At 63.2% G+C, this 18747-nt stretch carries 17 protein-coding genes and 1 pseudogene; 8 read left to right on the top strand and 10 right to left on the bottom strand.

The genetic code is table 11. The features are described from left to right. The first annotated feature begins 14 nt into the window (after nucleotides 1-14). Nucleotides 15-1445, top strand: a complete 1431-nt coding sequence (pdxR, locus tag K4A76_RS10510; protein ID WP_443218422.1) for a MocR-like pyridoxine biosynthesis transcription factor PdxR — start codon at nucleotides 15-17, stop codon at nucleotides 1443-1445. A gap of 10 nt (nucleotides 1446-1455) precedes the next feature. Here the strand turns inward: pdxR and K4A76_RS10505 are convergent, their stop codons facing one another. The 3 genes from K4A76_RS10505 to K4A76_RS10495 all read right to left on the bottom strand — a co-directional run bounded on the left by K4A76_RS10505 (nucleotide 1456) and on the right by K4A76_RS10495 (nucleotide 3013). After that, nucleotides 1456-1713 (bottom strand): DUF2790 domain-containing protein, encoded by a 258-nt coding sequence (locus K4A76_RS10505; RefSeq protein WP_274412118.1) that lies wholly within the window; start codon nucleotides 1711-1713, stop codon nucleotides 1456-1458. A 134-nt stretch (nucleotides 1714-1847) separates the two neighbouring features. Further along, the gene (gene cynS / locus K4A76_RS10500) at nucleotides 1848-2318 is read right to left on the bottom strand and encodes a cyanase (protein ID WP_274412117.1); all 471 of its coding nucleotides are present in this window, start codon (nucleotides 2316-2318) and stop codon (nucleotides 1848-1850) included. A gap of 35 nt (nucleotides 2319-2353) precedes the next feature. Beyond that, nucleotides 2354-3013 carry a carbonic anhydrase gene (locus K4A76_RS10495; RefSeq protein WP_173888719.1) on the bottom strand — a complete coding sequence of 220 codons (660 nt, stop codon included), beginning with the start codon at nucleotides 3011-3013 and terminating at the stop codon, nucleotides 2354-2356. 108 nt (nucleotides 3014-3121) lie between these two features. On the opposite strand from K4A76_RS10495, the gene cynR reads away from it, so the two are divergent. Then, complete coding sequence (cynR, locus tag K4A76_RS10490; protein ID WP_274412116.1) at nucleotides 3122-4009, top strand: transcriptional regulator CynR; 888 nt, start codon at nucleotides 3122-3124, stop codon at nucleotides 4007-4009. A 99-nt stretch (nucleotides 4010-4108) separates the two neighbouring features. On the opposite strand, the gene K4A76_RS10485 is transcribed toward cynR, so the two are convergent. The 4 genes from K4A76_RS10485 to K4A76_RS10470 form a co-directional block, all read right to left on the bottom strand. After that, nucleotides 4109-4585: a nuclear transport factor 2 family protein gene (locus tag K4A76_RS10485; RefSeq protein WP_110678303.1), complete on the bottom strand. Its 477-nt coding sequence runs from the start codon at nucleotides 4583-4585 to the stop codon at nucleotides 4109-4111. A 60-nt stretch (nucleotides 4586-4645) separates the two neighbouring features. After that, on the bottom strand, nucleotides 4646-5215 hold the full coding sequence (locus K4A76_RS10480) for a TetR/AcrR family transcriptional regulator (RefSeq protein ID WP_274412115.1): 570 nt from the start codon (nucleotides 5213-5215) through the stop codon (nucleotides 4646-4648). A 124-nt stretch (nucleotides 5216-5339) separates the two neighbouring features. Continuing rightward, a complete protein-coding gene (gene chrA / locus K4A76_RS10475; protein ID WP_161892606.1) occupies nucleotides 5340-6551 on the bottom strand; it encodes a chromate efflux transporter in 1212 nt (403 codons plus the stop codon). A 159-nt stretch (nucleotides 6552-6710) separates the two neighbouring features. Then, entirely contained in the window at nucleotides 6711-8093 is a 1383-nt protein-coding gene (locus K4A76_RS10470; protein ID WP_274412114.1) for an aminotransferase-like domain-containing protein, read from the bottom strand. Nucleotides 8094-8215: 122 nt separating this feature from the next. On the opposite strand from K4A76_RS10470, the pseudogene K4A76_RS10465 reads away from it, so the two are divergent. Then, nucleotides 8216-9083: pseudogene (locus K4A76_RS10465) on the top strand (DMT family transporter). A 10-nt stretch (nucleotides 9084-9093) separates the two neighbouring features. On the opposite strand, the gene K4A76_RS10460 reads toward K4A76_RS10465, so the two are convergent. Beyond that, nucleotides 9094-9987 (bottom strand): LysR substrate-binding domain-containing protein, encoded by an 894-nt coding sequence (locus K4A76_RS10460; protein WP_274412282.1) that lies wholly within the window; start codon nucleotides 9985-9987, stop codon nucleotides 9094-9096. Between the two features lie 130 nt (nucleotides 9988-10117). Next, nucleotides 10118-10984, bottom strand: a complete 867-nt coding sequence (gene dapA / locus K4A76_RS10455; protein ID WP_009686573.1) for a 4-hydroxy-tetrahydrodipicolinate synthase — start codon at nucleotides 10982-10984, stop codon at nucleotides 10118-10120. 391 nt (nucleotides 10985-11375) lie between these two features. Between dapA and K4A76_RS10450 the strand changes: the two genes are divergently transcribed. Next, a complete protein-coding gene (locus K4A76_RS10450) occupies nucleotides 11376-13226 on the top strand; it encodes an ABC transporter ATP-binding protein (protein WP_274412113.1) in 1851 nt (616 codons plus the stop codon). A 24-nt stretch (nucleotides 13227-13250) separates the two neighbouring features. Here K4A76_RS10450 and K4A76_RS10445 read toward each other — a convergent pair whose 3' ends face one another. After that, nucleotides 13251-14021 (bottom strand): IclR family transcriptional regulator domain-containing protein, encoded by a 771-nt coding sequence (locus K4A76_RS10445; RefSeq protein WP_064314589.1) that lies wholly within the window; start codon nucleotides 14019-14021, stop codon nucleotides 13251-13253. A 153-nt stretch (nucleotides 14022-14174) separates the two neighbouring features. Between K4A76_RS10445 and K4A76_RS10440 the strand changes: the two genes are divergently transcribed. From K4A76_RS10440 to K4A76_RS10425, 4 genes are read left to right on the top strand one after another with little or no spacing between them, the layout of a single operon-like run. Beyond that, complete coding sequence (locus K4A76_RS10440; RefSeq protein WP_274412112.1) at nucleotides 14175-14984, top strand: shikimate dehydrogenase family protein; 810 nt, start codon at nucleotides 14175-14177, stop codon at nucleotides 14982-14984. Between the two features lie 4 nt (nucleotides 14985-14988). Continuing rightward, the gene (locus K4A76_RS10435; RefSeq protein WP_274412111.1) at nucleotides 14989-16722 is read left to right on the top strand and encodes an FAD-dependent oxidoreductase; all 1734 of its coding nucleotides are present in this window, start codon (nucleotides 14989-14991) and stop codon (nucleotides 16720-16722) included. Beyond that, nucleotides 16707-17027, top strand: coding sequence for an NIPSNAP family protein (locus K4A76_RS10430; protein ID WP_274412110.1), 321 nt, complete (start codon nucleotides 16707-16709; stop codon nucleotides 17025-17027). Before K4A76_RS10435 ends, K4A76_RS10430 begins: the two co-directional genes overlap by 16 nt. A gap of 41 nt (nucleotides 17028-17068) precedes the next feature. Further along, a complete protein-coding gene (locus tag K4A76_RS10425) occupies nucleotides 17069-18742 on the top strand; it encodes an FAD-dependent oxidoreductase (protein WP_274412109.1) in 1674 nt (557 codons plus the stop codon). Nucleotides 18743-18747: the final 5 nt, after the last annotated feature.

Below are 18747 nucleotides of genomic sequence, written 5' to 3'. Positions count from 1 at the left end.
TGAACTAGGCCATGATGACGTTTTCTTCCCGATCCTTCGCACCGCTCGATGAGCGCTCCGCCGCGCCGCTCTACCGGCAACTCTACAACCGTGTGCTCGCCGCGATAGCAGCAGGCACCTTGGCGCCGGGTGACCGCTTGCCGTCTGCGCGGGCCATGGCCAAGGAGCTGGGGGTGGCCCGTGGCACCGTCGAGCTTGCCTATTCGTTGCTCACCAGTGAGGGCTACCTGCTGGCCCTGAAGCAGAAAGGCACCGTGGTCAACCCTGCGCTGCGCCCGCCCGCAGCCGCGGCGACAGCGCAGCCCCCGGCCAGTGATGGTCCCGAAGACCCGGACGCCCTGCGGCGCCCGCCACAGCTTTTGCCATTTCAACTGGGCTTGCCGGCGATGGATGCCTTCCCGCGCAAGATCTGGGCGCGCCTGGGTGCTCGCTACCTGCGCGGGATGCAGCCGGGTGACCTGGACTACCCGCCGCCCCTCGGGCTGCCAGCACTGCGCAGCGCGATTGCCTCGTACCTGCAGATGTCGCGCGGCATCGCTTGCACGGCCCAGCAGGTGTTCATCACCAGCGGTTGGCGCAGCAGCCTGTCGCTGGTGGCGCAGACGTTGTTGCGCAACGGCGAGCGCGCCTGGGTTGAAGACCCGGGTTATCCCGTCACGCGCCAGGTACTGCGCCAATTCGGGCTTGAACTGGAGGGGGTGGCAGTGGATGCCGAGGGCATGAACGTCGAACAGGCTATCGCCAACGCCAGCGCGGCGCAGGTCGCCATGGTCACACCGGGCCATCAGAGCCCCCTGTCCATGGCCTTGTCGCTGCCGCGACGGCAACTACTGCTGGACTGGGCCGCCAGCACCGGGGCCTGGATCGTGGAGGACGACTACGACAGCGAGTACCGCTATGTCAGCCGCCCGCTCCCGCCGCTTGCCAGCCTGGATCGCAATGGGCGGGTGCTGTATGCGGGCACCTTCAGCAAAATGCTGTTCCCCGGTATCCGCCTGGCCTACCTGGTGGTGCCACTGGCTCAGGTTGCAGCGTTCGAGCGGGTCGCCCACGCACTGTTTTCCGGCGGTTCACCCTCGATGACCCAGGCCTTGGTGGCGCAGTTCATTGCCGAGGGCCATTTCACCCGTCATATCCAACGCATGCGCCGGCTCTACAACGAACGCCGGGCCTTGACCCTCGGCGCACTGGAGCGGAGCTTGCCCAAAGGTTGGCATGTCGAGCGGTCCCCAGGCGGCATGCATTTGCTGCTGCGCCTGCCGCAGGGGGTAAGCGACACGTTCCTGGCGGAGCAATTGCTGGCCAAGGGGATCGCGGTACAGGCCCTGTCGCGCTGGCATCTGGCGCTTCCCCGCCGTTCAGGGCTGCTGCTGAGCTTCACCAATTGCGCCAGCGCTGCCCAGGGCGAGCAACTCGGCGCATTGATCAGCGAGATCCTCGATTAGATGCTGCGGGTCAGTTGTTCGAACAGCCATTGCCCATGATGCGGTACTCCATGATATGCCGCTGGCCATTGGAGTCGTCGTAAGTCAGCTGCATCGGCACAACCTCACACACGTTGGGCACCGGCGTAACAGCCACAACGTGCGCGATATCCAGGTGCTGAGCGTAGCGATAGGGTTCGACGGTTGCCGGTACAGTTCGAATGCCTTGGTCATCGGCCATGGCAGCAGCGCCCAGGCTGCTCAGGAACATAACGTGTAAAAGTTTCATGGTAATCACCTGTACTGAAGGCGCAACAAGGCCTGAGCATCCAGTCGACGCTCAGTTGTCATGAATGTCGGGGGGGGGGGGGGGGGGGGGGGGGGGGGGGGGACCCGGCGCAGGAATGCCCCGGGCCAAGCTGTTCAGAAGGGCTTGGTAGGCAGGTACTTGCCGTCCAGGGTGATTACCGCTCGGTGGCCACCGTCCGGATCTTCAACCTTCTTGATGTCCAGCTTGAAGTTGATGGCGCTGATGATGCCGTCGCCGAACTTCTCGTGCACCAGCGCTTTGAGGGTGGTGCCATACACCGACATCATTTCGTAGAAGCGGTAGATGGTAGGGTCGCTCGGCACGCCGGCGAAAAAGCTGCCGCGGATCGGCATCGATTGCAGCAGTGCGACCTGTTCAGCATCAAGGTCGAGCTTCTCGCCTACGACCTTGGCGGCGCTTTCAGGTAGCGGATGCTGGCCAAGCAGCGCAGCAGTGACAAAGGCTTCGGACAGACCGGTACCGTCCACGATCTGCGCGAAGGACAGGTCCTTGCGGGCCTTGGCCTGGATGATGACCTCGGTCAGCTCCTGGCGAGCGGTACGGGTGGCTTGAGTCTGGATCATGGTGAATCTCCTGGGTAGGTAAAGGTGCTGGTGGTTCAGGCAACATGCCTGCCGTGGTGGGAAATGGCGTGGACTTCAGGGTTTTGCGCGAGCGACACGAACGTGCCGGTATTGCCATCAAAGGCGTCGATGCGCCCGGTCTCGATGTCATAGACCCAGCCGTGCAAGGTGACACGGCCCTCTTCCAGCGCCAGGCGAACGGATGGGTGGGTCTGGATATTGGCCAACTGCGCGATAACGTTCTCGCGCACCATGGAAGCGACTTTGCTGGGCCCGTCTGCGTGAGGACGGGCCTCATTAACCACCTTGGCCGAGTCGGCGTAGCGCAACCAGCCGGCGACGGCGGGCATGTGATCGAGGCATTTGCAGGTGGCGATGGCGGTCATCGCGCCGCAGTCGGAGTGGCCGCAGATCACGATGTCTGCGACGCCAAGCCCGGCCACCGCGTATTCGACCGAGGCCGAAACGCCACCTGGCTCAGGCCCATATGACGGCACGATATTGCCAGCGTTACGGATGACAAACAGATCGCCCGGCTCACGTTGGGTGACCAGCTCAGGCACCAGTCGGCTATCAGAGCAGGAAATGAAGAGCGCCTTTGGCGCTTGCTGGTTGGCAAGGTGCTTGAACAGATTCACCCGCTCAGGAAATGCGTTCTTTTGAAACTTCAGAAAACCGTCGATGATCGCTTTCATGGCTGCTCTCAATGCCGCTGTGTGTGAGACAAAGATTAAGCAGCGCATGGCATAAGGTAAAAGTCTCATTTATTATGCGGTGGATCAGATTATCTTATGGGGCCAGGCATGCTCGCTCGCCATATTCAGTACTTCCTGGCCGTTGCCGAACACCTCAGCTTCACCAAGGCTGCGGCGGCCCTGCATGTCTCTCAGCCGGCCCTTTCCCAGCAAGTCAGGCAACTGGAGGAAAGCCTGGGAGCCCAGTTGTTTGACCGGTCCGGCCGCACGACGCGTTTGACGGATGCGGGGGATGTCTATCTTCTTTATGCACGCCGTGCTTATCAGGAGCTGCAGGAGGCCAAGAGGGCGATACATGATGTCAGCGACCTCAGCCGCGGCTCATTGCGTGTTGCCGTAACGCCGACGTTCACCACTTATCTGGTCGGGCCGCTGATCGAAGCATTTCACTGCAAGCACCCCAAGATCTTCGTCACCCTCAAAGAGGTCTCTCAGGAGCGTATCGAGGAACTGCTGTTGGCGGGGGAGCTGGATGTCGGGATCGCATTCGATGAAATCCATGCTCCGGATATCGAGGCCATCCCCTTGCTGAACGAAACGCTCGCGCTGGTGATGAACAGCAAGCACCCCTTGGCCGGGCGACGCTCCATCACCTCGCAAGGCCTGAGCGCCGAGTCGTTGATACTGCTCAGCACAGCGTTCGCCACGCGCGAGCAAATCGACCGCTACTGCCGCACCTATGGCATTCGCCCTAAGGTCCAGATGGAAGCCAATGCTTTGGGTGCAGTGATCGAGATCGTTCGCCGGACCAACCTGTCGACGTTGTTGCCTGCCAGAATAGCTTTAGCCCACGACGACCTGGTGGCCATCACGCTGGAGCCGGAGCGCTTGCAGCGGCGAGCAGTGCTGATGCGGCGCAGGGACGCGTTTCTGAGCGCGGCGGTGCGCGCTTTCATTGAACTGGCCAGGGAGGTGTCACGCAATCTGGATGATTGAGGTCGGGCCTGATCGCCTGCGCGCAGCCCGGTATGGCAGGAAGGAAAAACTTGAACAAAAACCTGACCCTTCAAGTGGAAGGATCAGGTGGAAGATCACTTACAGCCCGAGCTCGCTCAGCCCAGGGTGGTCATCCGGACGGCGGCCCAACGGCCAGTGGAACTTGCGCTCGCTTTCCTTGATAGGCATATCGTTAACGCAGGCGAAGCGACGGTGCATCAGGCCATCCGCTTCGAATTCCCAGTTCTCATTACCGTAGGAGCGAAACCAGTTACCGGAATCATCATGCCACTCGTAAGCGTAACGCACGGCGATGCGGTTATCGGTAAACGCCCAGAGCTCTTTGATCAGGCGGTAATCCAGCTCTTTTTTCCACTTGCGGGTCAGGAAACCTTTCGCTTCTTCGCGGTTGGTGGCGAACTCAACGCGGTTACGCCATTGGGTATCCAGCGTATAGGCGTGCGAGACTTTTTCCGCGTCGCGGCTGTTCCAGCCATCTTCAGCAAGTCGAACTTTCTCGATGGCTGTTTCACGGGTAAAAGGTGGAAGTGGCGGGCGAGTTTGGGCGTTGGACATGGTAATGACTCCAGTCGAGTTGGGCAGCAAAGTGTGATTACAACTTCAGGCATTCAAACGTCAGGGCGCAAACTCTTTCAGCAAAAGTTGCGCAACTTCCTTGGCATCATCAGCAGCGTGATAATCCCCCATGACACGCGCCATGGTGATCGCGCCTTCGATCAGGACAAACAACTGCCGGGCCAAGACCGGCGGGTGCCGAACATTCAATTGCTCAGCCAGTTCAAGCGTGTAGTCCAAGAGTTTCTGCTTGTGCAACTTGGCGATCTGGCGAATGGGATCTTCAGGGTCCCCGACCTCGCCTGCCGTGTTGATGAATGCACAACCGCGAAAACCATCCGACTCGAACCAGCCTTTCAACACAGTGAACATGTTCAGTATGCGAGCGTATGGCGTGGCTGCTTTATCGCATTCAGTCCTGAACCACTGCATCCAGCGTACGTCGCGGGCCCGCAAGGCCGCAGCGGCAATATCATCTTTGGTAGCGAAGTGGTTGTAGATGCCCTTTCTCGACACGCCTGAAGTTTTCACCAGTAAATCCATACCCGTGGCATGAATCCCGTTTTCGTAGATGAGTTTCTCGGCGGTGGCCAGGATCTGGTCTCTGTGATCTATCGTTGGTCTGCTCATGGGGCGAATGTAGAACGATCGTTCTCTCCGGTCAAGCACCTTTCGGTAATTTATGTTTTCAGGGCTGCGGTGGCAGTGACGCAACGCTCCGGGCAATCCACCCCGCGATTGCAGACATCAGTAATTAGCCTGTCAGGGCGATATCCAACAGCCAGCCCAGGCCGCCGCTGCAGAGTACAACCAGCCACGGCGGCAATTTCCAGAACATCAAGGCAACCAGCGCCAGAAGGGCCAGGCCAACGTCATGTGGGGCGCGAATCGCACTCGTCCATACGGGCTGATACAAGGCGGCAAGCAATAACCCCACCACTGCCGCATTGATGCCCAGCAGTGCCGCTTGGGTGCGGCTGTTACGCAGCAGCCGCTGCCAGAACGGCAAAACACCCACAACCAGCAGGAACGCAGGCGCGAAAATCGCCACCAGGCAGATCAGGCCCCCCAGCCAGCCGCTGGGCGCCTGGTTCATTGAGGCGCCGAGGTAGGCTGCGAAGGTGAAAAGCGGCCCTGGGACGGCTTGAGCCGCGCCATAGCCAGCCAGGAATGCGTCTTTGTCGACCCACCCAGATGGCACGACTTGCGCCTCCAATAGCGGCAGCACCACATGCCCGCCACCGAAGACCAGCGAGCCGGAACGGTAGAACGCGTCCAGCATCGACAGCGTCTGGCCGGGGAATAACGTTGCCAGCAGCGGCAGCCCCAGCAGCAAGGTCAAGAACAAGGCCAGCCAACATAAGCCTGCGCGACGGCGAATGCTGATGGGCAGTGAATCATGGCATGCCCCCGGCTGGGGCTTGAACAGCAATAGACCGATGAGTGCGGCAACGCCAATGACGCCCACTTGCCCTAAGGCCGAAGGCAGCAGCAGCACGAAACAGGTCGCTGCCGCCATGATGGCCATGCGCGGTGCATCGGTGCACGCATTACGCGCCATACCCCATACCGCCTGTGCGACTACCGCCACCGCCACCACCTTCAAACCGTGCAACACGCCAGTGGGCACCGCATCGCCATAGCAGGCCAGGCCCTGAGCGAAGAGGATCAAGGCAATCGCCGATGGTAGGGTGAAGCCCAGCCAGGCAACCAGTGCACCGCCATAGCCCAAGCGGCTCAGCCCAAGCGCGATGCCGACCTGACTGCTTGCAGGCCCGGGCAGAAACTGGCAAAGGGCGACCAAATCCGCATAACTGCGCGCGCTTAGCCACTGTCGACGCACAACGAATTCATCCCGGAAATAAGCCAAGTGTGCGATGGGGCCGCCAAACGAAGTCAGGCCCAATCGCAAAAAAATCAGGAAAACTGCCCAGTAACTACGGCCGGCCTGGGGGGTATCGCTCATATTCGTTTGATCCATGACTGGCGATTGCGCCAAACGATAATCCAAAATCCGAACGCCACAGCATGAACCTGGCATTGCCACCTGCTGAAGCAGATGCCACTGAACCTTACGGGTCACCGCCCGGCCGGGCAACGGGGATGGCGCCGGGCCCTAGACCTCTCAACCGCGCAACGCCCGCGCCAACACTTCCCAGATTCTGTCATCTGCACATTGGGCCACGTTGAAACGCAGGAAATCACCGGCAGTACCGGCTTGGCTGAATGCATTGCCAGGGGCCAGCACCACGCCTTCGCTCAAGCAGGCCTTGGCCAGCGTGGCGGCATCTTTACCGTGGGGCAACTGGCACCACACGTACATGCCTGCCTGGGGCGTTATCCAAGGCTCGATGCCCAGGGCGCGCAGCCTGGCGACCGTTGTGGTCATTGCCTGGGCCAGGCGCTGGCGAACACCCTCCATGTGTTTGCGGTAGCCACTGTCGGTAATGGCCTGGTAAATGATGTCTGCACCAAGGCGGCCACCGCCGAAGGTGGTGGCAATCTTCAGATCGACCAAGCTCTCGATCCATTCACCACGCGCAGCAATGTAGCCGCAGCGAATGGAGGCGGAGATGGTCTTGGAAAAGCTGCCGATCTGGATGACCCGCGAAAGCCCGTCGAAGGCCGCCAGGCGAGGCGCCGGTGTGGCCTCGAAATCCGCGAAAATCTCGTCCTCCACGATCACCAGGCTGGAGCTGTCGGCCAACTTCAGCAGCCGGTGTGCCGTGACCGGCGACAGGCTGGCGCCGGTCGGGTTGTGAATGCCGGCATTGGTGATGTACAACCGTGGCGCATGCTCACGCAAGGCAGCACCGAACGCCTCGATGTCCGGGCCTGCCGGCGTGTAGGGCACACTGACGATGTTCACCCTGTGCGCCTTGAGCAGGGCGTGGAAATTGAAATAGCACGGGTCGTCGACCAGCACCGTGTCACCAGACTGCAGCAGAAAGCGGCAAATCAGGTCAATGGCATGGGTGCCGGACTCGGTGAGCATGATGTGGTCTGCCGGGGCTTCGATCCCGGTCCCCGCCAAACGCCGCGACAAGAACTGCCTGAGCGGCGGATGCCCAAGCGGTGAGGCGTAGTCGGTCAGCTTCACGGTGTCGGAACGCGCCAGGGTGCGCAACGCTTTGCGCATGCCCGCCTCGTACATCCAGGCGGCAGGCAGCCAGCCACACCCCGGTTTCATCGCGTCGCTGGCAGTTTCCAAGGACTGGCGCGAGATCCATAACGGGTCCACTTCCCGGTCGAGCCTGGGCGCCAGTTCGGTCAGCACCAATGGCGCGACCGGCCCGGCGACGTAAAAGCCGGAGCCCGGGCGAGAATTGAGCAGCCCCTCGGCCATCAACCGTTCATAGGCTTCCAGCACGGTAGACACCGACACCTGCAGGGCCCGCGCCATGGCCCGCACCGAGGGGATTCTGGCACCAGGGGTATAGGTTCGCGAGGCTATCCGCGATTTTATTTCGCCCATCACCGCATCAATCCGCGTTCCGTTCCGGCTCATCACACCCTCGACTGTACTGGTTTCATAGGCATAACAGTTCGGTTCAACTGTACTGGATTGTACATGGCCTTCCTCATGTTGTCGGTGCTGTACTGGGGCCTGAATGAACGAAGGGTATGGCCATGGAAAAATCAACAAGCGGGTGGATCAACGGGTTTATCGGCGTCGCCATCTTTGCTGGCTCATTACCGGCAACGCGGGTGGCTGTGGCAGCTCGAGCCCACCTTCCTGACCTGCGCCAGGGCGTCCATCGCCGGCCTGCTGGGTGCGCTTGTACTGATCTTGCTGAGGCAGCCTCGCCCGCAAAGCGCTGACTTGCTGCCGTTGGCCGTGACCGCACTGGGCGTGGTGATCGGGTTTCCGCTACTGACGGCATTGGCCCTGCAGCACATCAGTTCTGCCCATTCCATCGTGTTCGTGGGGCTTTTACCCCTGTGCACCGCCGGGTTTGCCGTACTGCGTGGCGGGGAGCGGCCGCGGCCGTTGTTCTGGCTGTTCTCGTTTGCAGGTGCCGGGCTGGTCGCAGGCTACGCATTGCTCAATGGCGCCGAAGCGTCGGCAAGCGGTGACCTGCTGATGTTGGCGGCCGTGCTGGTTTGCGGGTTGGGTTATGCCGAGGGCGCGCGCCTTTCCAGAAGGCTGGGGGGCTGGCAGGTGATCAGCTGGGCCTTGATCGTGGCGCTGCCGCTGATGCTGCTGCTGACCATCGCCAACCTGCCAACCGCGGATGTGTTGGCCAGGGCAGGCGCCCCTGCATGGTTCAGTTTCGGCTACGTGTCCCTGTTCAGCATGCTGATCGGCTTCGTGTTCTGGTACCGGGGCCTGGTGCAGGGTGGCATTGCGGCCGTGGGCCAACTGCAACTGTTGCAACCCTTCATGGGCCTTGGCCTGGCAGCCTTGTTGCTGCACGAACACGTCAGCTGGATGATGCTGGTGGTCACGCTCGGGGCGGTGATGTGTGTGGCCGGGGCAAGGAAGTACGCCCACTAGCCGAACCGGCTCAGCGAGGGCCGGCCTGGTCCTTGAGCCATTGCAGCACGGTACCAAGCGCCTTGGGTTGCTGCAGCTTGCGTGGCCATACCAGGTAGAACGACTTCTCGAGCCGCAATTCATGGTCGAACACCTGGCTCAGCCTGCCAGCGGCGATGTCCTCGTTGACAAAGGCCAGGCTGGCCAAGGCAATGCCCTGCCCGCTGAGGGCGGCGTCGATAGCCAGCGAGGTCTGGTTGAAGCGCAGATTCCGGGCGCTGGGTTGACCGTGCTGGGGGAACAATTCGGCCAGGAACCTGGGCCAGAAATCGTGGGCGTCGTGCAGCATGACGAACGCTTGCAATTGCGCGAAGCTAGTGGGCGCGTGGGCCCCCTTGAACAGGGCCGGGCTGGCTACCGCGACAATCCGCTGCTCCATCAACCGTTCACTGTTCAGCCCCGCGCCGACGTCCGGGTTGCCATAGCGCACGGCAACATCCACGCTGTCAGTGCCGAAGTGCGACAACCGATCGGTCGCCAACACCCGCAAATCGATGTCTGGGTGGCGCTCGGCAAACGCGCCGAGCCGGGGTATCAGCCATTTCGAGGCAAAGGTCGGGGTGACGCTGACCGTCAGGTGGGCAGCCTGTGGCCGGAGCAGGCGCGTGGCCTCATCGATCATGGCCAGGGCGTTGCGGATGCTGGCGCTGTAGCCCAGGCCCGCATCGGTCAGCGCCAGGCCGCGGGGCAGGCGCTCGAACAGGCGCAGGCCAAGGCTCGCTTCCAGCCCGCGTACCTGTTGCGCAACAGCGGCCTGGGTCACGCCCAGCTCCTCGGCCGCCAGCCGAAAGTTCAGGTGGCGGGCGACCACTTCAAAAACACGTAGCGCGTTAAGCGAGGGCAACGCTGGGAAACCGTCTGGCATGGCTGTGGCAAGGCTACCGGGTCGAGGGGGCGTGATGCCTTCTGGCACTGCCTCCAGGTCGAAAACCTGGACGCTGTGAAGGCGCATGGGGCCGATGCTACTCCCCGTGCCCCCGTGAAGATACCCTGGCTCAGGCGCCGAGTGCGGCCAGCACCTCTTGCAGCTTGCCCCGGGTCGCCGCTGTGCACGCCTGCATAGGGGCGCGCACCTCATCGCCAATCAGGTTCTGCAACATCAATGCCGCCTTGACCACAGCCGGGTTGGGCTCGGCAAAGGCCATTTTCAGCCATGGCAGCAGTTGGTAGAAAGTGCCGCGCGCGGCCGCCCAGTCACCTGCGTCCACCTGGCGCAGCATGCGCACGTAAAGGTCCGCCCGCACATGCGCCGAAGCCGAAATGGCCCCCGCGCCCCCCAGGCACAGGTTGTTGAAGATCTGCAGGTCTTCACCGGCCAGCACTTGGGCGTTACCGTCCTGGATCAGCGCCAGGGTGGTTTCCAGGTCGCCACTGCAGTCCTTGACCGCAGCAATGCGCGGGTGGCGCACGATACGCCGCAGGGTTTCCTGCTCGATGCGTACGCCGGTACGGTAAGGTATGTCGTAGACGATCACCGGCACGCGGGCTGCATCGGCGACGGTGTGGAAGAAGGCTTCGATACCCGCTTGCGAAGGGCGGATATAGCACGGTGCGGGAACCAGCAGCCCGCCCAGCGGCCGCTGCTGGACCTGCGCCTGGAAGGCCAGCAGTTCATCCAGGTTGTAACCCGACAACCCCATCACCACCCTGCCCGGCTCCACCCAGCCGAGCACGGCATCCAGCACCGCCAGTTGCTCGGCCTTGGACAGCGCCGCAGCCTCGCCCGTAGTACCGCACACCACAAAACCGGCCACGCCCTCTTCGAGCAAATGCTTCACCAGCTTTTCCAGCCCGGCGAAGTCGATTTCATTCGCGCGCATGGGCGTGACGAGGGCGATCCAGATACCACGGAAATTCGACATGCAAAAACTCCTGATGTTGACCGAAAGTCAGCGTCAGCAGGGCGAAGAGTGGAGGGAGTCGGGCGGGGTTGCCTGGCGCCTTCTGTCTCGTCAGCACACCTGACGAGACAGCGCGCCTCGGTCAGATGAGCGGCTGTTTCTTGGATTTCTTGGCAACGGCAACGCACGCACCAGCCTGGGCGTTGAAGCCCGGAGCGAAGATGGCGTGGTTGGTCATGGACATGCTGGCAAGCCCGTTGCGTGGAGATGGTTGGATAATGGTAGGGGAAGCAGATACCTGTCAAGCCTGCCGGTTTGATCGAATGTGCACCGCAGGTGTCTATTGGCAGGCGGATTGCGCCCAGAGCTGTATGGTTACCGGTTACGCCAAAGCAGATGCCCGGAGACAAGCATGCTTCGTATTTTTGAGCGCAGGCTCGACCCCTTCCCGCCCGACGAGGTGCCACCGCCGCCCATGGGGCTGTTGCGCTTCATGTGGGCCTGTACGCGCGGCGCCCGTGGTTACATCCTGGTGCTGGCATTGCTCAGTGCCGGGGTATCGGTCTATGAGGCCTGGCTGTTCGCCTTCCTAGGCCAGGTAGTGGACCTGCTGGCCGCCTGGCAGGCGGGCAGCACGGTCAGCCCCGAGGAAAGCCGCGTGCTGTGGGGCATCGGTATCGTACTGGTGGTCAGCGTCGGGCTGGTGGCCTTGCGCACCATGGTTCAGCACCAGGTGCTGGCAATCAATTTGCCGCTACGGTTGCGCTGGGACTTCCATCGGCTGATGCTGCGCCAGAGCTTGTCGTTCTTCTCCGACGAATTTTCTGGCCGGGTCACCACCAAGGTGATGCAGACAGCACTGGCAGTACGCGACGTGTTGTTCACCCTTATCGAGATCCTGCCCGGAATCGGCGTGTACTTCATCGCGATCATCGCCCTGGCCGGTGGTTTTGCCCTGAAACTGATGCTGCCCTTCATTGCCTGGGTGCTGTTGTTCGGCCTGGCCATGCTGTATTTCGTCCCCCGCCTGGGCAAGGTCGGGCAGGAACAGGCCAATGCCCGCTCGTCGATGACCGGGCGGGTTTCCGACGCCTACACCAACATCACCACGGTGAAACTGTTCTCCCACTCAAACCGTGAAGCGCATTTCGCGCGTGCCGCCATGGAGGATTTCAAGCAGACCGGCTTTCGCCAGATGCGCCTGGTCAGCCTGTTCGAAATCGTCAACCAGGCGCTGGTCGTGGCCTTGATCATGGGCGCTGGCGGTTATGCACTGTGGCTGTGGCACCAGGGCCAGGTCGGCGCCGGTGCGGTAGCCGCGATCACCGCCATGGCCCTGCGGATCAACGGCATGTCGCACTGGATCATGTGGGAGATCACTTCGCTGTTCGAGAACATCGGTACCGTACAGGACGGCATGGGGACCCTGACCCGCGGCCCCAAGGTGCAGGATGCAGCGGATGCGACCACGCTGGTGAGCAAAGGTGGCGCAGTCAGTTTTGACCAAGTCAGTTTCAACTACAACGGCGAGCGCCAGGTGCTCAACGACTTGACCCTGCACATACGCCCCGGCGAGAAAGTCGGCCTGGTGGGGCGCTCGGGTGCCGGTAAGTCTACCTTGATCAACCTGTTGCTGCGCTTCTATGACGTGAACCAAGGTGAAATCCGCATCGACGGGCAGAACATCGCCAAGGTCACCCAGGACAGCCTGCGCAGTGCCATCGGCATGGTCACCCAGGACACCTCACTGCTGCACCGCTCGATTCGCGACAACATTGCCTATGGCCGCCCGGATGCGACCGACGCGCAGATCCGCGCCGCCGCCGCCAATGCCCAGGCCGACGGGTTCATCGACCAGCTCAGCGACCGCCAGGGCAACAGTGGTTACGACACGTTGGTGGGCGAGCGCGGTATCAAGCTGTCTGGGGGGCAACGCCAGCGCATTGCCATTGCCCGGGTGATGTTGAAGAACGCCCCCATCCTGCTGCTGGACGAAGCCACCAGTGCGCTGGACTCGGAAGTGGAAGTGGCGATTCAGGAGAGCCTGGATGAAATGATGCAGGGCAAGACGGTCATCGCCATTGCCCACCGCTTGTCGACGATCGCGGCCATGGACCGGCTGATCGTGATGGACGAGGGGCGCATCATCGAGCAAGGCACTCACGCCGAACTGCTGGCCAAACAAGGGACTTACGCGCGGCTGTGGCAGCACCAGAGTGGCGGCTTCCTGGGCGAAGACCAAGCTATGGCCGACGCCCTGTAGAACCGGCGGCCTGCGGTGCTGGGCTCAACCCAGCACCGGCCGCAACAATGCTTGGGCCTCGTACAATGCCGGTAGATAGCGCAAGCGGATTTCATCCATGCTCAAGCGTGAGGCATGGGTGGTAATGGTCAGCGTCGCCTGCAACTGGCCGGCGCGATCCAGCAACGGCACACCCAGCACGCGCATGCCGATTTCATATTCCTGGTCGACAATGCAGAACCCTTGTGCCTTCACCCGCTGCAGCTCGGCCTGCAGCAGCACAGGGTCAGTCTGCGTATACGGCGTCAACGCCTGCAACGCGTTGCGCGCAAAGTATTCAGCCTGCGCGCCCTCCCCCAGCCAGGCCAGCCACACCCGCCCCCCGGCCGTGCAATACATCGGCACCCGCGAACCTGGCCGGATCGATAACGACGCCACATGGCTGTAGCGGCTGCGCACCAGGTGGATGATTTCGTCCCCATCGCGGGTGCCAACCGACACATGCTCCTGGGTCTGCCGCGCCACCTGCTCGATGATTGGCCGCAGCATGCGCGGCAATTGCGCCGAGTCCACATAGGCCTGCCCAAGGCGCAAGGCCTTGGGCGTAAGCCAGTACTCACGGCTGTCGGTCTGGGCGAAGCCCTCATGCACCAAGGTCAACAAAAAACGCCGCGCAGCGCTGGGGGTGAGGCCTGACAGGCGGGCGGCTTGCGGCACACTGAGGCGCGGCTGCTCGGCACTGAACACTTGCATCAGGGCCAGGCCCTTTTGCAGGCCGGCGATAAGGTCGCGGGGATGAATGACGGGGGTGGGCATGCCTTACCTCAGGGCTGGAAGCTAATCGGGCCGATCAATGCGATAAACGGAGCATGGTTGCGATTATCGCATCAAGTCACCGCCAAGCGCATTGTTGTCTGCGTTGTACTGCCTCAACCTTGGTGCCACAACAACGCCAATAATGAGGTCAGCATGATTCGTGGTTCCACTGAACTGGTCGCCATCGTCGGTGCCCCCATCGCCCAGGTGAAGTCCCCGGAAAACTTCAACACCTGGTTCGCCAACCACCACCGCGATGTCGCCATGCTGCCCATCGACTTGCACGAGGCAGCGCTGGACAGCTTTGTCGGTGCCCTGCGCGGTTGGCAAAACCTGCGCGGTTGCGTGGTCACCGTGCCGTACAAGCAGGCCCTGGCCAAGCGCCTGGATGCCCTGAGCGAACGCGCTGCGGCCTTGGGCTCGGTCAATGTGGTGCGCCGCGAGCGCGACGGCCGTTTGCTGGGTGACAACGTTGACGGCGCCGGCTTCCTCGGTGCTGCGCGCAAGCATGGCTTCGTGCCAACGGGCAAGCGTGCACTGGTGATCGGCTGTGGTGGCGTCGGCAGCGCCATCGCCTATGCCTTGGCCGAGGCCGGCATCGGCAGTATTACCCTCAGCGACCCCAGCAGCGAGCGCCTGGGCGCACTGTGCGACCTGCTTGGCACTGCCTTCCGCGGGCTCACGGTCCACACAGCGTTCAATGGGCTCGAAGGCTTCGACCTGCTGGCCAATGCCTCTCCGGTTGGAATGGGCAGCCGTGCCGAGTTGCCATTGTCCGCCGCCTTGCTGGCCACCTTGCTGCCCGAAACCCTGGTAGCCGACGTGGTCACTGCGCCCGAGATCACCCCGCTGCTCAACCGCGGCCGCAAGGTCGGCTGCAAGATCCAGACAGGGCCGGAAATGGCCTTTGCCCAACTCGGCCATTTGGGCGCCTTCATGGGCGTGACGCCGCTGGAGATCTGAAGCCATGCCGACTCATGAAGCAACGCCATACAGCTACGACCTGGTTGTGCTGGGCAGTGGCGCCGGCGGCTTTGCCACAGCCGCTACGGCCGCCTGCCGTGGGCTGAAAGTGCTGGTGGTGGAGAAGGCCGGGCACTTCGGTGGCACTTCGGCCATTTCTGGCGGTGCCGTGTGGCTGTACGGCACCGACCAGGCGCGCGCGGCGGGGGCCGAAGACTCCCCCGAGGCCATGCGCACCTACCTCAAACACGTGATTGGTGACGGCTACGACGCAGCCTTGGCCGACGCCTTTATCGAGCAAGGTCACCAGGCGCTGCGCTGGCTGGAGCAACACACCGAATTGCGCTATTCCCTGCGCCCGCACTCGCCGGATTACTACCCGCACGCCCCCGGCGCCACCGAGTTTGGCCGCGCGCTGGAAATGGTCGAATACGACGGCAGGCGACTCGGTGCACATTTCAAAGCGCTGCAGATGCCACCGCCGGGCATGCTGCTGTTCGGCGGCATGATGGTCAACCGCGTGGACATCCAGCACTTTCTCAGCATGCGCCGCTCGCCCCGGTCACTGTGGCACTGCCTGAAGCTGTTGGCCCGCTATGGGCGGGACAGGCTGCAGCACCCGCGCGGCACGCGGCTGACGACCGGCAACGCACTGGTCGCCCGGCTCGCCACCAGCGCCTTCGCCCATGGCACGCAACTGTGGTTGAAGAGCGCCGCCGTGGAGCTGATCACCGAGTGCGGCAGGGTCACCGGCGTGGTGATACAGCGTGACGGGCGCCGCGAACGGGTAATGGCCCGTGGCGGCGTGGTGTGCGCCATGGGTGGGTTCGCCGCTGGCGCGCTGGCCGCCAGCTACCGCCCAGCGCAAGCGGGCGCGCACCTGAGCATGTCACCGCCGAGCAACGACGGTGCCGCACTGCGCCTTGGCCAGGCAGTGGCCGCCGCGGTTGGCGACGGCCTGGCGGCGAACTTCTTCTGGGCACCGGTTTCCGAACTGCGCCATGCCGACGGTCGCCACGAACGTTTCCCGCACCTGGTGACCGACCGCGCCAAACCGGGCGTGATTGCGGTAGACGCCAGCGGCCGGCGCTTCGTCAACGAATCCGACTCGTACCACCATTTCGTGCAGACCATGTTCGCCAAAGGCATCAGCAGTTGCTGGCTGGTCTGTGATGGCCAGGCGATGCACCGCTACGGCCTGGGCCTGGCGCGGCCCAGCCCCGTGAACAACCAGGCGCTGGTCGATGCAGGCTACCTGTACCGGGCGACCACAGCGCAAGCCCTGGCCCAAGCCATCGGCGTGGACCCGGAGGGGCTTGCCCGCACCCTTGAGCAGTTCAACCGTGATGCCGCCACGGGCACCGACCGTGCGTTCGGCAAAGGCGGCAACAGCTACAACCGCTACATGGGCGACCCGCAGCACCAACCCAACCCCTGCCTGGCGCCGCTTACCCGCGCGCCGTTCTATGCCATCCGCCTCCACACCGGCGACCTCGGTTCGGCCTGCGGCCTGGTCACCAACACCGATGCCAATGTACTGAACCGCAACGGTCAGCCCATCGCCGGGTTGTACGCGGTTGGCAACGACATGAACTCACTGATGAAAGGCACCTACCCCGGGCCCGGCATCACCCTGGGCCCTGCCCTGACGTTCGGCTGGCTCGCTGCCAACCACATCGCTGCCCGCCTGCAGGCGCCAACAACCCCCACGGAGACCCCAGCATGTACTACGAACTGAGAACCTACACCCTCGACCCCCTGAAAATGGCCGACTGGCTCGCGCTGTACCAGAGCCACGCGCTGGAGGTGCAAAGCGAACATTTGGGCAACCTGGTGGGCTTTTTCACCAGCGAGTTCGGCGACGTCAACCAGGTGGTGCACATCTGGGGCTATAGCAGCCTGGACGAGCGCATGGCGCGCCGGGCGGCCATGGCGGCGGACCCACGCTGGGCGGAATTCTCGCTGCGCAACCGGGAGCTGGGGGCAGTCGTGCGCCTGCACTCACGGCTGATGCGGCCGACCGGTTTTTCGCCCTTGCAGTAAACCCTGCACACCCCTTCTCACCGCCCTTACGGAACAACGCCATGCAACCTCTGCAATGCGACGTACTGGTCATCGGCGCTGGTGCCGCGGGCCTGGCGGCCGCCGTGACTGCTGCACACCATGGCCAGCAGGTAATCATCGCCGAAAAGGCCACCCACCTGGGTGGCACCAGCGCCTGGTCGGGCGGCTGGCTGTGGATACCCCGCAATCCGCTGGCCGTTGCCGAGGGCATCGTCGAGGCAGGTGACGCCCCGGAGCGCTACCTGCGCGCGCAAACCCATGTCAGTGAACTGGATGCACGCCAAAGGGCGTTTCTGCACCACGGCCCGGAAATGGTGGCGTTTTTCCAGCGGCACACTGCCGTGCAGTTTCAAAGCGGTAGCCGCATGCCCGACATGCACGCAGGTGACGGCAGTGCGCACGGCGGCCGCTCGCTGTGCGCACTGCCCTACGACGGGCGCCGGCTGGGGCCTTGGCTGCACAAGCTGCGCCCGCCGCTGGACATTGTCAGCCTGGCCGGCATGGGCATTGCCGGGGGCGCCGACATGGCCGCCTTCTTCAACGCCACCCGCTCGCCCAAGGCGGCCATGCATGTCGGCAGGCGGCTGCTGCGCCATGGCCGCGATCTGCTGCTGCACCGTCGCGGCCAGCACCTGGTCAATGGCAACGCGCTGGTGGCACGCCTGCTGCGCAGTGCGCTCGATCTGGGCGTGACCGTGCTGACCGGCAAAGCGGCCACGCGCCTGCTGGGCTCAGGCCGGGTCGGCGGCGCACAGTTTGCCGACGGCCAGGTGATTCATGCGCGCCGTGGCGTGGTGCTGGCTTGCGGGGGCTTCCCGCATGATCGTCAGCGTATTGCGCAACTGGTGCCGCATGCGCCGCAAGGTCACCAGCATTATTCTGCCGCGCCCCGGGAAAACACCGGGGACGGCCTGCGCCTGGGCGAACAGGCCGGTGGCCAGGTACATAGCTGCGGTGCCCATGCCGGGGCTTGGGCACCGGTGTCGCAGGTGCCACGCCGCGATGGCAGTCATGGCCACTTTCCACACCTGGTCGACCGCGCCAAACCCGGTTTCATTGCGGTACGCAGCGATGGCCGGCGCTTCGCCAACGAGGCCGATTGCTACCACGACTTCATGAATGCATTGTTCGCCGCCACGCCGCAGGGCGAGCCGGCGCAGGCCTGGCTGATCTGCGACCATGCCGCGCAACGGCGCTATGGCATTGGCTGGGCCAAACCCTTTCCGTTCCCCACCCGCATCTACCAACGCTGTGGCTACTTGCACAAGGGCGACAGCCTGGCCCAGCTGGCACAGCGCTGTGGCATCGATGCGGCGCAGTTGCAGTGCACGGTGGCGGCGTTCAACCAGCATGCGGCCCAGGGCCTGGACCCCGTTTACGGCCGCGGCGCGTCAGCCTATAACCGCGCCCAAGGGGAACCGTTGCACGGGCCCAACCCCTCGCTACGGCCCCTGCTGAACGGGCCGTTCTACGCGGTCAGGCTGTTGCCCGGCAGCCTTGGCACTTTTGCCGGCCTGGCAACAGACGCGGCGGCCCGGGTGCTGAACGAGCAGGCGCAGCCTATTCCCGGGCTGTATGCGGTGGGCAACGATATGCACAGCGTGATGGGCGGGCACTACCCGAGCGGCGGTATTACCCTGGGGCCGGGCATGACCTTTGGCTATATCGCTGGCAAGGCGTTGAGCAGTTTCTAGTATCC

The sequence above is a fragment of the Pseudomonas sp. NEEL19 genome (assembly GCF_028751975.1).
Taxonomy (GTDB): domain Bacteria; phylum Pseudomonadota; class Gammaproteobacteria; order Pseudomonadales; family Pseudomonadaceae; genus Aquipseudomonas; species Aquipseudomonas juntendi.
This window is presented reverse-complemented; position numbering and strand designations above follow the sequence as displayed.

Bases quoted from the DNA above. Each gene is read 5' to 3' on its own strand.
- pdxR (WP_443218422.1), top strand. From the start codon at position 15: ATGACGTTTTCTTCCCGATCCTTCGCACCGCTCGATGAGCGCTCCGCC.
- K4A76_RS10505 (WP_274412118.1), bottom strand. From the start codon at position 1,713: ATGAAACTTTTACACGTTATGTTCCTGAGCAGCCTGGGCGCTGCTGCC.
- cynS (WP_274412117.1), bottom strand. From the start codon at position 2,318: ATGATCCAGACTCAAGCCACCCGTACCGCTCGCCAGGAGCTGACCGAG.
- K4A76_RS10495 (WP_173888719.1), bottom strand. From the start codon at position 3,013: ATGAAAGCGATCATCGACGGTTTTCTGAAGTTTCAAAAGAACGCATTT.
- cynR (WP_274412116.1), top strand. From the start codon at position 3,122: ATGCTCGCTCGCCATATTCAGTACTTCCTGGCCGTTGCCGAACACCTC.
- K4A76_RS10485 (WP_110678303.1), bottom strand. From the start codon at position 4,585: ATGTCCAACGCCCAAACTCGCCCGCCACTTCCACCTTTTACCCGTGAA.
- K4A76_RS10480 (WP_274412115.1), bottom strand. From the start codon at position 5,215: ATGAGCAGACCAACGATAGATCACAGAGACCAGATCCTGGCCACCGCC.
- chrA (WP_161892606.1), bottom strand. From the start codon at position 6,551: ATGAGCGATACCCCCCAGGCCGGCCGTAGTTACTGGGCAGTTTTCCTG.
- K4A76_RS10470 (WP_274412114.1), bottom strand. From the start codon at position 8,093: ATGAGCCGGAACGGAACGCGGATTGATGCGGTGATGGGCGAAATAAAA.
- K4A76_RS10460 (WP_274412282.1), bottom strand. From the start codon at position 9,987: ATGCCAGACGGTTTCCCAGCGTTGCCCTCGCTTAACGCGCTACGTGTT.
- dapA (WP_009686573.1), bottom strand. From the start codon at position 10,984: ATGTCGAATTTCCGTGGTATCTGGATCGCCCTCGTCACGCCCATGCGC.
- K4A76_RS10450 (WP_274412113.1), top strand. From the start codon at position 11,376: ATGCTTCGTATTTTTGAGCGCAGGCTCGACCCCTTCCCGCCCGACGAG.
- K4A76_RS10445 (WP_064314589.1), bottom strand. From the start codon at position 14,021: ATGCCCACCCCCGTCATTCATCCCCGCGACCTTATCGCCGGCCTGCAA.
- K4A76_RS10440 (WP_274412112.1), top strand. From the start codon at position 14,175: ATGATTCGTGGTTCCACTGAACTGGTCGCCATCGTCGGTGCCCCCATC.
- K4A76_RS10435 (WP_274412111.1), top strand. From the start codon at position 14,989: ATGCCGACTCATGAAGCAACGCCATACAGCTACGACCTGGTTGTGCTG.
- K4A76_RS10430 (WP_274412110.1), top strand. From the start codon at position 16,707: ATGTACTACGAACTGAGAACCTACACCCTCGACCCCCTGAAAATGGCC.
- K4A76_RS10425 (WP_274412109.1), top strand. From the start codon at position 17,069: ATGCAACCTCTGCAATGCGACGTACTGGTCATCGGCGCTGGTGCCGCG.